Source organism: Achromobacter sp. KK8 (assembly GCF_054188005.1).
The window spans coordinates 3277607-3290558 of sequence record NZ_CM135178.1 but is presented as its reverse complement, the minus strand read 5'-3'; the positions used below and the strand labels follow the sequence as shown (position 1 = coordinate 3290558).

At 68.4% G+C, this 12952-nt stretch carries 11 protein-coding genes; 4 read left to right on the top strand and 7 right to left on the bottom strand.

Annotated features, from left to right (window positions below):
• Positions 1–44: 44 nt before the first annotated feature.
• The 4 genes from ACVN9Z_RS15115 to ACVN9Z_RS15100 all read right to left on the bottom strand — a co-directional run bounded on the left by ACVN9Z_RS15115 (position 45) and on the right by ACVN9Z_RS15100 (position 4932).
• Complete coding sequence (locus tag ACVN9Z_RS15115; protein ID WP_049051670.1) at positions 45–1067, bottom strand: putative 2-aminoethylphosphonate ABC transporter substrate-binding protein; 1023 nt, start codon at positions 1065–1067, stop codon at positions 45–47.
• Positions 1068–1181: 114 nt separating this feature from the next.
• Positions 1182–2003, bottom strand: coding sequence for a phosphonoacetaldehyde hydrolase (gene phnX / locus ACVN9Z_RS15110; RefSeq protein ID WP_024068218.1), 822 nt, complete (start codon positions 2001–2003; stop codon positions 1182–1184).
• Positions 2004–2030: 27 nt separating this feature from the next.
• Entirely contained in the window at positions 2031–3773 is a 1743-nt protein-coding gene (locus ACVN9Z_RS15105) for a putative 2-aminoethylphosphonate ABC transporter permease subunit (protein WP_458212370.1), read from the bottom strand.
• Between the two features lie 28 nt (positions 3774–3801).
• Complete coding sequence (locus ACVN9Z_RS15100) at positions 3802–4932, bottom strand: putative 2-aminoethylphosphonate ABC transporter ATP-binding protein (RefSeq protein ID WP_006388353.1); 1131 nt, start codon at positions 4930–4932, stop codon at positions 3802–3804.
• A 160-nt stretch (positions 4933–5092) separates the two neighbouring features.
• On the opposite strand from ACVN9Z_RS15100, the gene ACVN9Z_RS15095 reads away from it, so the two are divergent.
• A complete protein-coding gene (locus ACVN9Z_RS15095; RefSeq protein WP_006388352.1) occupies positions 5093–5956 on the top strand; it encodes a LysR family transcriptional regulator in 864 nt (287 codons plus the stop codon).
• 52 nt (positions 5957–6008) lie between these two features.
• The gene (locus tag ACVN9Z_RS15090) at positions 6009–6578 is read left to right on the top strand and encodes a phosphonate degradation HD-domain oxygenase (RefSeq protein WP_006388351.1); all 570 of its coding nucleotides are present in this window, start codon (positions 6009–6011) and stop codon (positions 6576–6578) included.
• A gap of 73 nt (positions 6579–6651) precedes the next feature.
• Here the strand turns inward: ACVN9Z_RS15090 and ACVN9Z_RS15085 are convergent, their stop codons facing one another.
• Together ACVN9Z_RS15085 and ACVN9Z_RS15080 are read right to left on the bottom strand one after the other, a co-directional pair.
• Complete coding sequence (locus ACVN9Z_RS15085) at positions 6652–7503, bottom strand: sulfurtransferase (protein WP_054443060.1); 852 nt, start codon at positions 7501–7503, stop codon at positions 6652–6654.
• Positions 7504–7539: 36 nt separating this feature from the next.
• Complete coding sequence (locus ACVN9Z_RS15080; RefSeq protein ID WP_006388348.1) at positions 7540–8394, bottom strand: DMT family transporter; 855 nt, start codon at positions 8392–8394, stop codon at positions 7540–7542.
• Positions 8395–8548: 154 nt separating this feature from the next.
• Here ACVN9Z_RS15080 and htpX point away from each other — a divergent pair, with 154 nt between their 5' ends.
• Positions 8549–9430 carry a protease HtpX gene (gene htpX, locus ACVN9Z_RS15075; RefSeq protein WP_006388347.1) on the top strand — a complete coding sequence of 294 codons (882 nt, stop codon included), beginning with the start codon at positions 8549–8551 and terminating at the stop codon, positions 9428–9430.
• 148 nt (positions 9431–9578) lie between these two features.
• On the opposite strand, the gene ACVN9Z_RS15070 is transcribed toward htpX, so the two are convergent.
• Positions 9579–10970: an L-serine ammonia-lyase gene (locus ACVN9Z_RS15070; RefSeq protein WP_006388346.1), complete on the bottom strand. Its 1392-nt coding sequence runs from the start codon at positions 10968–10970 to the stop codon at positions 9579–9581.
• 175 nt (positions 10971–11145) lie between these two features.
• Between ACVN9Z_RS15070 and ACVN9Z_RS15065 the strand changes: the two genes are divergently transcribed.
• Positions 11146–12807: a Na/Pi cotransporter family protein gene (locus ACVN9Z_RS15065; protein WP_006388345.1), complete on the top strand. Its 1662-nt coding sequence runs from the start codon at positions 11146–11148 to the stop codon at positions 12805–12807.
• Positions 12808–12952: the final 145 nt, after the last annotated feature.

The window sequence follows — 12952 nt, the reverse complement described above, 5'->3', positions numbered from 1 at the left end:
GGCGCCTGCCCTGCCGCGGCGGCGTGGCCGCCGCGGTGGCCCGATTACTTCTTCTTGGGCTCGGACTTGCCGTCGTAGCGGCGGGTCCATTCGGCGATGATGCGGTCGCGGTTGGTGGCGGCCCAGACGAAGTCGTTCTTGATCATGCGCTTGGTCAGGTCGGCCGGCAGGTTGGGGTTGGACGTGGCGATCGAGGGAATCGCCAGCACCGCGAAGTTGGCCTTGTACAGCTCGTTGGCCTCGCGGCTGGCCGAGAAGTCGGCCAGCTTGCGCGCGGCTTCCAGGTTCTTGGTGCCCTTGACGATGGCGGTGGCTTCGACTTCCCAGCCCAGGCCTTCCGACGGGAACACGGCTTCGACCGGCGCGCCGTCGGCCTTGAGCTTGGCGGCGCGGTAGTCGAACGACACGCCGATCGGGAATTCGCCGGCGGCCGCCATGTTGCACGGCTTGGAGCCCGAGTGCGTGTACGAACCGATGTTCTTGTGCAGGGCGTCCATGTAGGCCCAGCCCTTTTCTTCGCCGAAGATCTGCAGCCAGGCGCTGACGTCCAGGAAGCCCGTGCCCGACGAGGCCGGGTTCGGCATGACGATCTTGCCGGCGTAGACCGGCTTGGTCAGGTCCTGCCACGATTCGGGCTTGGGCAATTTCTGCTTTTCGGCTTCGACGGTGTTAAAGCAGATGGCGGCGGCAAAGCCGTCCATGCCGACCCAGGTGGGCTCGGCCTTGGCATCGCGCATGTTGGCGGCGATCTGGTCCAGGCCCTTGGGGGCGTAGGGCTGCAGCATGCCTTCCTTGTCCATCAGGCCCAGCGAGGTGCCGGCCAGGCCCCAGATCACGTCGGCCTTGGGGTTGCCCTTTTCGGCCAGCAGCTTGGCGGTGATGATGCCCGTGGAGTCGCGCACCCACTGGATCTTGATGTCGGGGTTGGCCTTTTCGAAGGCGGCCTGGTAAGCCTTGATCTGGTCGGCTTCCAGCGCCGTGTAGACGGTCAGCGTGGTCTCGGCGGAAGCGGCGCCGGTGAGGCCGGCGAAAGCGGCGGCCAGGGCAAGCAGCGTGAAGCGTTTCATGAAGGTACTCCGTGGGTGGGCGGAAAAAGGGTGAGTCGGGTCGCCGCGGCCGGCCCATGCCCGCCGCGGTGCGTTGCGAAAAAAGGTTGGGTCAGGATCCCGGCGCCGGCGGCCTCAGGGGCGTTGGCCCGCCGCCAGGCGGGATTCGATATCGGCAATCACGCCGGGCAGGTCGGCCACGGTGTCGATCAGGTAGTGCGGCGCGGCGCCGGACAGTTCGCGGCCGGCGCGTTCGCGGGCCGCCTGGCGGCCGTTGTCGTCCAGACTCAGGTATTCGTCCAGCGTCAGGCCGGCCGCATTGCCCGACAGCAGCAGGCCGACGGTCCACATGCCGGCGCGGCGGCCTTCCTCGATGCCGGGGGCGGTGTCGTCGACCTTGATGCAGCCGGCCACGTCCGTCAGGCCCAGCTCCACCACGTTCTTGAGCGCCATGGCCGGCGCCGGGCGGGCGCGCGGCACATCGTCGCTGGCGACGATGCAATCGGGCTGCAGGCCTTCGCCGGCGGCGCGTTCCACCACCCGGCGCATCACGCTGTCGGGGTAGCCGGAGCACGAGCCGATCTTCAGGCCGCGCTGGCGCAACGCGCGCAGCAGCTCGGCCGCGCCGGGGATGGCGGCCGAGTACTGCGCCACCTTGTCCAGCTGCATCGGCAGGAAGCGTTCGTAGATGGCGGTGACGTCGTCGTCGGTCGGCAGGCGGCCGAACCGGGCCTGGTACTGGTTGGCGATGGCGGGCTCGTCGCACAGCGCGCGGATGTGATCCCACTTGCCCACGCCCATCGGGCCGCGGGCCTGCTCCAGCGTGACGTCCATGCCGAACTCGGCGAAGGCGTCGACGAACACCTTGGTCGGGGCGAACGAACCGAAGTCGACCAGCGTGCCGGCCCAATCGAAAATCACCGCTTCCAGGCGGACGGGCAGAGGCGAAACAGTCATGAGGATCTTCCTTGCAGAATATTCAAATCAAAGGGCCGCGGGCCGGCGCCAGGCCTGGCTGCGCGCCACCAGGGCGCGGCTGGCCAGGTGCAGCAGCAGCGCCGCGACCGCCGAGCTGGCCATGATCACGGTGCACATGGCGGCGGCCGGGCCGATGAAACCGGCGTCATCCATGTTCAGCACCGCGACGGCGGCCAGCACCGTGGACGGGCTGTACAGGAACACCACGGCCGACACGGTGGTCATGGCGGAAACGAACAGGTAGCGGGCGACGTCGAGCGCGGCCGGCAGGCACATCGGCAGCGTCACGCGCAGGAAGGTAGTCATGCGCGGCACCTTGAGCGAGGCCGAGGCCGCCTCGAACTCCGGGTCCAGCGCGTTCAGCGCGGTGGCGGCCGTCAGGTGCGCGCTGGTGTAGAAGTGCACCACCGTGCACAGCACCAGCAGCGGCATGGTGCCGTACAGCACATTGAGCGGATTGGCGGCGCCGTTGAAGAAGAAGATGTAGCCCAGGCCCAGCACCAGGCCGGGCACGGCCATCGGCATCAGCGCCAGCATGCCCAGCACGCCGCGCAGGCCTCGCGCCGAGGCGCTGCGGGCCGGCACCTTTTCCATCATCCAGGCGCCCAGGAACACCACCACCGTGCCGATCAGCGCGGTGCAGAAAGCCAGTTCCAGGCTGTTACGCCAGGCCAGCCAGCCGCCGCCATCCATGTTGTCGAAGTCGTACGAACGCAGCGACAGCGACAGGTTGTAGGGCCACATCTTCACGAACGAGGCCCACACCGCCACGCCGATGATCAGCAGCAGGAACCCGGCCATGGCGCCCGCCAGCAACAGGAAGGCCGCGTCGCGCCGGCGGTTGGCGCCGGCCGCATAGGGCTGGGCGCGGCCGCTCAGCTGGGCGCCCTGGCGCGCCCGCAGGCGGCGGTCGAGCACGAAGGTCAGCAGCGCCGGCAACAGCAGCAGGATGCCGATGGCGGCGCCCTTGGGGAAGTTCTGCTGGCCGACCACCGCCTTGTAGGCTTCCATCGCCAGCACGTTGTAGTCGCCGCCCACCACCTTGGGCACGCCGAAGTCGGTCACGGTCAGCGTGAACACCACGCAGCAGGCCGAGAACACGGCATAACGCGTGCCGGGCAGCGTCACCGTCATGAAGGTGCGCAGTGGCCCCGCGCCCATCGCGCGCGCCGCGTCATAGAGGCGTCCATCGGCCAGCGTCAGGCCGGTCAGCAGGATCATCAGCGCGTGCGGGAAGGTGTAGAACGCCTCGCCCACCACGACGCCCCAGAAACCATAGATGGTGGCGCCGCCGGACAGGCCTTTCAGCAAGCCCTGGTTGCCCAGCAGGTAGACCAGCGCGATCCCCGGCAGCAGCGACGGCGCCAGCAGCGGCAGCAGCGCGATGGTGCGCAGCAGGCCCTTGCCGGGAATGCGGCTGCGCGTCAGGGCATAGGCGAAGGCGTAGGCGCAGGGCACCACCAGCATCATGGTGACCACGCCCACCGTCAGGCTGCGCCCGACCATGCCCAGGAAACCGTCGGCGCCGATGATGCCCAGCACCACCGACAGGCCGGCCCAGTCGCCATTGGCGTCGGTGACCGATTTGGCCAGGATGGCCACCAGCGGCAGGGCCAGGAACAGCGCCAGGCCCAGCGCCAGGGCGCCCTGCCCCAGCGTCAGTCCGAAGGCCCCGACCCAGGCGGGCAGCGGCCGGCGGCCCAGTGACGCAGAAACGGGGGCGACGGACGTGTCGGCGGGCGCGGACATGGCGGCGGGTGCGCGGCTCGAAGCCGGATCAAGCGTAGGCGCGAATCGCATGGCGCGGCAGCTCCACCCAGCAGCGGCTGGCGGCGTGAGGGCCCAGCAGGGCGTCTCCGGTTTCGGGGGACACGATCGAATGCACGGTGGCGCCGGGCACGCCTTCCAGGCGCAGCGCCAGGCGGTAGCCGCGGCCCAGGAACACGCCATCGAGCACGTCGGCCAGCATGGTGTTGGGCTGCTCCGGACGCGCCACGCTCACGCGCACCGCCTCGGGCCGCACGAACAGCTTGCCGACGTTGCGCTCCAGCGCCTCGTCCACCGCCAGTTCCTGGCGGCCGACGCGGGCGCGGTGCGCGTCGATGCGCTCGAACGGCAGCCAGTTGGCCTCGCCGACGAAATCGGCGATGAAGGCCGAGCCAGGCTGGCGATACAGTTCGCGCGGGGTGCCGAACTGCTCGATGACGCCGCCGTTCATGACGGCGATGCGGTCGGCCATGACCATCGCTTCTTCCTGGTCGTGCGTCACCATCAGCGTGGTGATCGACAGGCGCTTCTGCAGCGCGCGCAATTCGATGCGCAGGTGTTCGCGCACGCGGGCGTCCAGCGCCGACATCGGCTCGTCCAGCAGCAACAGGGACGGCGACGGCGCCAGCGCGCGGGCCAGGGCGACGCGCTGCTGCTGGCCCCCGGAGATCTGTCCCGGATATTTATGAGAGGCGCCGGCCAGGCCCACCAGCGTCAGCATTTCCTCGACCCGGTCGGCCACGTGCTTGCGATGGGCGCGCTTGCCGCTCAAACCGTAGGCCACGTTCTGGGCCACGGTCAGGTTGGGAAACAGCGCATAAGACTGGAACAGGATGCCGTAGTCGCGCTCCTGCGGCTCGGCATGGGAGATATCCCGGCCCGACAGCAAAATGGTGCCGCTGTCCTGGCGCTCGAGCCCGGCGATGGCGCGCAGCAGCGTGGTCTTGCCGCAACCCGACGGACCCAGCAGGCACACCAGTTCGCCAGCGCGAATATCCAGCGACACATCCGACAGCGCCGTATGGCTGCCGAAGCGCTTGACGAGATTGCTGACCGAAAGAAAGCCCCCGCGCGGCGCTCCGTGCGGCGGCGCGGCGCCGGTCGGAACAGTATTGGTATCGCGTTGGAGCTGTTGGGCCATGGGGCCTCCGGTCTGGGAACGAAGGCAGTATGGAAGGCGCGTATTGAGTGTTTATGACACTTCGCGCAAATGCAGTAATAAAAACATCAAATTATTTTGGTGTACTGGCGGTCTTGCGCAATCCGTCCACCAATTCATCCGTTTACAGGCCCTGCCCAACGTGCTCGTCGCCGAACTCAAATCCTTCTATGCCGTGGCTCGCTGCGGCACCGTCACCAAGGCCGCGGCCCAGTTGGGCGTCAGCCAACCCACGGTGACGGGGCAACTGCGCCAGTTGGAATCGCGCTATGGCGTCGAGCTGTTCCACCGCCAGGGCCGCGGCATGCGACTGTCGGATGCCGGGCACAGCCTGATGCCGATGGTCGAAAAGCTGGTGCAGCAGGAAACCGAGATCGATTTCCGGCTGCGCGACGCCAGCGACCTGCGCGAGGGCAACCTGCGCATCGGCGCCACCGGGCCGTACTACATCATGGACACGGTGCGCCGCTACAACCAGCTCTACCCCGGCATCGACCTGACCGTGGCCATCGGCAACTCGCAGAGCATGCTGCAGGCGCTGCACGACTATCGGATCGAGATTGCCACGTCCTCGTTTCTGATGGATGACAAGCATTTGTACCGCCGCATGATCGCGGCCGACCCGATCCGCGTGGTGACGCACCGCGGCCACCCGCTGGCGCGGCGCGGCAAGGTGGCGCTGGCGGACCTGGCCGACCACGCGCTGCTGCTGCGCGAACCCGGATCGATGACGCGCCAGCTGACCGAAGAGGCGCTGCAGGCGGCTGGCGTGACGGTCAAGCGCACGCTGGAAATCGGCAGCCGCGAATCGATCCGCCAGGCCATCCTGTGCGAACTGGGCATCAGCCTGATTCCCTCGCGTGAAATTCCGTCCCATCCCGAACTGGCGGCCCTGGACATCGAGGGCGCCGACGTCGTGATGCATGAATACCTGTACTGCCTGCGCGAGCGCCAACCGGTGCAACTCATCGCGCGCTTTCTGGAGATGGCGCCGGCAGCCGGCTGATCCCAGGGATCACTGCCCGCCTCTTCCCCTTGCGGCCACTCAGGAGACAACCATGGCCTTGACCCTGCAGGACATCGAACAGCTTTTCCTGGAACGCGGGCACCGTTCCTATCATGGCGAATCCGTCAGCCATCTGCGGCATGCGTTGCAGACCGCGACGCTGGCCGAACGCAATGGCGCCAATGCCCAATTGATCACCGCCTGCCTGCTGCACGACCTCGGGCACCTGATCGCCGACCATCCCGACACGCCCACGCTGCGCGGCATCGACGACAAGCACCAGTATTTCGTGCTGCCGTTCCTGCGCGGGCTGTTCAGTTCGGCGGTGCTGGACCCGATCCGGCTGCACGTGGAGGCCAAGCGCTACCTCTGCTACGTGGAGCCGCAGTATGAAGCGTCGCTTTCGGAGGATTCGAAACGCAGCCTGGCGCTTCAAGGGGGCAGCTTCGATGCGGGCCAGGCGGTGGATTTCGCCAGCATGCCGGGCGCGCCGGATGCGATCCGCCTGAGGCGCTGGGACGACATGGCCAAGGTGCCGGGGCTGGCCACCCCGCCGCTGGACCACTTCCTGGAAATCGCCGAAAGCGTCTCCGGACGGGTCAAGCTGGCGGCGGTCTGGTAAGGCCGCCACCCGCGCCGTCGGAATACCACGGCGCGGTTTCAGGCCCGGTTTGCGGCGGGGCCGGCCGGTGCGTTCACTCGCCCTTGGCCACCGGCCGGGACGGATCGCTGCACCACTCGCTCCACGAGCCCGGATAAAGGCGCGAGCCGGCCAGGCCGGCGATTTCCATCGACAGCAGGTTGTGGCACGCGGTGATGCCCGAGCCGCACTGGTGCACGATGGCCGCGGGGTCGCGGCCGTCCAGCAGGGCGGTGAATTCCTGGCGCAATTGCGCCGCGTCCTTGAAGCGGCCGTCGGCCTGCAGGTTCTGGCCGTTCGGACGATTCAACGCGCCGGGGATGTGGCCGGCCACCGGATCCATCGGCTCGACCTCGCCGCGATAGCGGTTGGCGGCGCGCGCGTCGATCACGGTGAATCCGGGCCGGGCGATGTTGTCCAGCACCGCCTGCGCATCCACGCTGCCCACGAGCGGCGCCGCCGGCGTCACCGGCGCACCCGCCTGCACCGGCGCGGCCGCCTCGGTGGAGGTGGGCAGCCCGGCGGCCTGCCAGGCCTGCCAGCCGCCGTCGAGCACGGCGACCCGGTCGTGGCCCAGCCAGCGCAGCATCCACCACAGGTGCGCGGCGTACATGCCGCCGCTGGCGTCATAGGCCACCACCAGGGTTTCAGGCGTGACGCCGTGCGCCGCCATCAACGCGCCGAACTGGCCGCGGTCGGGCAGCGGATGGCGGCCGTTCCTGCCGGTCCGGGGGGCCGCCAGCTCGGTTTCGTGGTCGAGGTAGCGGGCGCCGGGAATATGGCCGGCGGCATAGGCTTCACGGCCGGCCGCGTGGTTGGTCAGGTCGTGGCGCACATCGAACACGCGCACGTCCGCCGCGCCCAGGTGCGTGGCCAGGTCGGCCGCGGAAATCAGGGTCATCGTCATCGGAAATTCTCCTCTGATAGGGTCGGGTTGGCGGGATCAGGTCGGCTTGGGGTCACGCATGGTGCGCCAGACCGACAGCAGGCCCGCCGAAATGATCAGGCCCATCCCGGCCCAGGCCAGGCCGTCCAGGGTATCGCCCCAGAAACCCATGCCGAGCAGGGCCGCGAAGATGATCGTGCTGTATTGCAGGGCCGCGGTCAGCAATGCAGACCCCAGGCCGAACGCCCGCGTCATGGCCAACTGGCCGAACAGGCCCGTCACGCCCACGCCCAGCAGCGAGCTGTAGCCGGTCCAGTCGGCCTGGCCCCAGCCCTCGAAGCCCAGGCCGGCGAAGCTGGAGGCGCACACCGCCACCGAAAAGAACAGCACCGTGCGCCATTCGGGCTCGCCGATGCGGCCCAGCTGGCGGATCTGCATCATGGCGATGGCCGACATGGCGCCCGCCCCCAGGCCCAGCAAGGCAGCCAGCCACTGGTCTTCGTTGATGCTGGGACGCAGCACCGCGATCACGCCCAAAAAGCCCAGGGCCACGGCCGCGATCCGCACCGGGTCGCGCTGCGCCCCGCCCCACCCCAGCATCCAGCACGCGATGAACAGCGGCGCCGTGTAGTTCAGGCTGGTGGCGGTGGCCAGGGGCAGATGGGAGATGGCGAAGAAACCGAGCCACATCGAGGTGACGCCGGACAGGTTGCGCCACAGGTGCAGTTTCCAGCTGGTGGGCACGATCGACTGGCGCCCGGCGCGCGCCCAGATCAGCAGCAGCACCACCGATGGCAGGCCACGGAACAGCACCACTTGCGGCAGCGTCGCGCCGTGCTCGGTGCCCAGCTTCACGAACGACCCCATGATGGCGAACATGGCGGACGCCAGCAACATCCAAAGTGCCTGCATCGGGGTCTGCGCTCAGGTAAAAAGAGGGAGGGGAAATAGGGGAAAGCGATACTATACTCTCCGTCACCGGGAGCGGCGCGGCGGTCGGGGAACTGCTGCGCCGCGGCACAGTCCAATCCCGCACAAGTCCCGCTCGCTGAGGAACAAAAAAAGCATGAAACGCATCATCCTTTTCGTCATTACCAACCTGGCCGTCATGCTCGTGCTGTCGGCCACGCTGCGCATCCTGGGCGTAGACCGCTACCTGACCGCCAACGGCCTGAACCTGCAGGCGCTGTTGATCTTCTCGGTCGTGGTCGGCTTCACCGGCGCCATCATCTCGCTGCTGATCAGCAAGCCCATGGCCAAATGGAGCACCGGTGCCCAGGTGCTGGATCCGAACGCGCCGCGCAACCAGCGCGAGGCCTGGCTGCTGGACACCGTCCACCAGCTCGCCGATCGCGCCGGCATCGGCCGCCCGGAAGTCGCCATCTACGACGGCGCGCCCAACGCGTTCGCCACCGGCGCCTTCAAGAACGACTCGCTGGTGGCGGTGTCGACCGGCCTGCTCGAAAGCATGAGCGAAGAGGAAGTGGCGGCGGTGCTGGCCCACGAAGTGGCCCACATCGCCAACGGCGACATGGTCACGCTGACCCTGATCCAGGGCGTGGTCAACACCTTCGTGGTGTTCCTGGCGCGCGTGGTCGGCTACTTCATCGACCGCGTGGTGTTCAAGAACGAACGCGGCCTCGGCCCCGGCTACATGGTCACCGTGATCGTCTGTGAGATCATTTTCGGCATCCTGGCCTCGATCATCGTGGCCTGGTTCTCGCGCCAGCGCGAATACCGCGCCGACGCCGGCTCGGCCCACCTGATGGGCGCCCGCGAACCCATGATCCGCGCCCTGGCCCGCCTGGGCGGCCTGGAACCGGGCGAACTGCCCAAGTCGTTCGAAGCCTCCGGCATCACCGGCAAGGGCGGCCTGGCGGCCATGTTCGCCTCGCACCCGCCGATCCCGGCCCGCATCGCCGCGCTGCAGAACGCCCGCGTGATCTGATCCCGGCAACGGCCCACGAGAAAAGCCTCCGCGCCGCGCCAGCGGCTTGCTGGCCCCCCCGAAGGCGCGTTTTCATCCTGAGGCGGCTCGGCAATGAAAAAAAGCCCCTTGAGCGATCAAGGGGCTTTTTGTTTGGGGCGCGCCCGCCTCAGCACTCGACGATATTCACCGCCAGGCCGCCGCGCGCCGTTTCCTTGTACTTGGTCTTCATGTCGGCGCCGGTCTCGCGCATGGTCTTGATGACCGAATCCAGCGACACGTAGTGCTGGCCGTCGCCGCGCAATGCCATGCGGGCGGCGTTGACGGCCTTGATCGAGGCCATGGCGTTGCGTTCGATACAGGGAATCTGCACCAATCCGCCGACCGGGTCGCAGGTCAGGCCCAGGTTGTGCTCCATGCCGATCTCGGCCGCGTTCTCGACCTGCTCGACCGAGCCGCCCAGCGCAGCGGCCAGGCCGCCAGCCGCCATCGAACAGGCCACGCCGACCTCGCCCTGGCAGCCGACTTCGGCGCCGGACAGCGAGGCGTTGTACTTGTACAGCAGGCCCACGGCCGCCGCGGTCAGCAGGAAGTCGCGCACGCCCTCGCGGTTGGAACCGGGGACAAAACGGTCGTAGTAGTGCAGCACCGCCGGGATGATGCCCGCCGCGCCGTTGGTCGGCGCCGTTACCACCCGGCCGCCGGCGGCGTTTTCCTCGTTCACCGCCATGGCGTACAAGTTGACCCAGTCCATCACCGACAGCGGATCGGACAGCGTGCGCTCGGCGCGCTGGGTCAGGTTGCGGTACAGCTCGGGGGCGCGGCGGCGCACCCGCAGCGGACCCGGCAGCTCGCCGTCGGCTTCGGGATAGTTGATGCCGCAGCCGCGCGAAACGCAGTCCTGCATCACCTGCCAGATGCGGTCCAGCCCGGCCGCGACCTCGCCGGCCTCGCGCCAGGTCAGCTCGTTCTTCATCATCAACTGGGCCACGCTCAGGCCGCTCTCGCGGCACATGGTCAGCAACTCGCGGCCGGTGCGGAACGGGTACGGCAACTGGTCGTGCGCGGCGATGACCTGGCTGTTGGACGCGCCCGCCGTCACCACGAAGCCGCCGCCCACCGACAGGTAGCGGGCCTCGCGCAGCGACTGGCCCTCGGCGTCGAAGGCGTGGAATTTCATGCCGTTGGGGTGCTCGGCCATGGCTTCGCGGCGGTAGAACATCATGTGTTCCTTTTCCACGAACGGCACCGGATAGTGGCCCAGCAACGGCAGCTGGCGGCTGGCCCGCACCGAGGCGATCATGCCGGCGATGGCGGCGGGGTCGACGGTATCCGGGGCCTCGCCCATCAGGCCCAGCAGCACGCCCTTGTCGGTTCCGTGGCCCTTGCCCGTGGCGCCGAGCGACCCATAGAGTTCGGCGCGCACGCTCGCCACCTTGGGCAGCAGGCCGTCGCGCTCCAGCCCCTGGGCAAACAGCAATGCGGCCCGCATGGGGCCGACGGTATGGGAACTCGACGGGCCTATGCCTATTTTGAACAGATCGAAAACGGAAACGGCCACCGCAACTCCCCTGCATCCAAGAATGATCCGGCAATGATACGCGCAAGGTCCGACACTACGCAGCAAAGCCCTGCGGGGCGTATGCTGTATTCCAGGGACGGGTTTCCCCACCTGCCCCGGCATGCGATCATTACAGAATTATTTCTTGTCATAAAAAGAATGGAACCACCCCAGGATGTCCGGACTCATTACCCTGCTTGACTTCGCCGGCTACGTCGCCCTGCTGCTGTGGGGCGTGCACATGGTCCAGACAGGCGTGCAACGCGCCTTCGGCGCCGCCCTCGGCGCTGCCCTCGGCCGGGCGCTGGGCACCCGCTTGCGCGCCTTCGCCGCCGGCCTGGGCATCACCGCGGCGCTGCAGAGCAGCACCGCCACCGGCCTGATGATCACCGGCTTTGCCGCGGGCGGCGTGGTCGGCCTGGTGCCGGCCCTGGCCGCCATGCTCGGCGCCAACGTCGGCACCACGCTGATCGTGCAGTTGCTGTCGTTCGACCTGACCTCGCTGGCGCCCATCCTGATCCTCGCCGGCGTCTGGATGTTCCGCCGCTATCCGCCGGGCCGCACCCGCGACCTGGGCCGCGTCTTCATCGGCCTCGGCCTGCTGCTGCTGTCGCTGCACCAACTGGTGGAACTGTTCGAGCCGTTCCAGACCGCTCCCATGCTGGGCATGATCCTGGACGCCCTGGCCACCCAGCCGGTGGCGGCCGTGCTGCTGTCTGCCGCCTTCACCTGGGCCGCCCACTCCAGCGTCGCCGTGGTGGTGCTGGTCATGTCGCTCGCCAGCCATCACATGGTGGCGCCGCACGTGGCTTTCGCGCTGGTGCTGGGCGCCAACCTCGGCACCGCCATCAACCCCATGATCGAGGGCGTCACCGGCGACGACCCCGCCGCCCGCCGCCTGCCCCTGGGCAACCTGCTGACCCGCATCCTGGGGGTGCTGGCCGGCCTGGTGCTGCTGCCCTGGCTGCAACCGCTGATGAGCGAGATGTCCAGCGACCCGGCGCGCGCCGTCGCCAACTTCCACACCCTCTTCAACGCCGTCATTGCGCTGGCGTTCCTGCCGCTGCTGGCGCCCTACGCCGCCCTGCTGACCCGCTGGCTGCCCAAGCGCGCCGATCCCAATGACCCGTCCCGCCCACAATACCTGGACGAATGGGCCCACGACGTGCCCGCCGTCGCGCTGGGCAACGCCGCCCGCGAAGCCCTGCGCATGGCCGACATGCTGCAGACCCTGCTGCTGTACGCGCGCGCCGGCTTCAAGCGCGACAATCGCCACCGCATGGTGCAGGCGCGCCAGCTCGACACGGCCCTGGACAAGCTCGAAAGCGCCATTACCACTTACCTGGCCACGCTCGACCAGGAAAACATGACGCGCGACGACGTGCAGCGCATGGATGACATCCTTGCCTTCATCAGCAACATCGGCCATGCCGGCGACATCGCCCACCACGGCCTGCTCAGCCACATCGCCAAGCTGCGCAAGCAGGGCTGGACCTTCTCCCCCGAACAACGCGCCAGCCTCGACGACACCCTGGGTGAACTGATCTCCAACCAGCGCCAGGCCGCCGCCCTGTTCGTCAACGACGACCTGCGCCAGGCCCGCGCCCTGGCCGGCGAAAAGTCCCGTTTCCGCACCATCGAAACGCAGGCCGCGGACGCCCATCTGCAGAAAATCAAGGGCGGCCAGGTCGACGCCGCCGAAGTCGGCGCCCTCTACCTCGACATCCTGCGCGACATGAAGGGCATCAACTCCCACCTGGTCGGCGCCGCCGCCTATCCCCTCCTGGCCCGCCACGGCGAACTCCTCCCCAGCCGCCTGCGCGAAGCGGGGAATTGAGAGCCCCCACGCCGCGCGCGCTTCGCGCGCTTGCTGCCCCCCGAGGGGGCTGGCCCGCCTTCGGGCGGCCGGGCGGCGGGCCGGCGATCCTGGCGGGAGATTTTTGAAGGCTCCCGCGCTGCCCCGCAATGGCTGCCACCGTTGG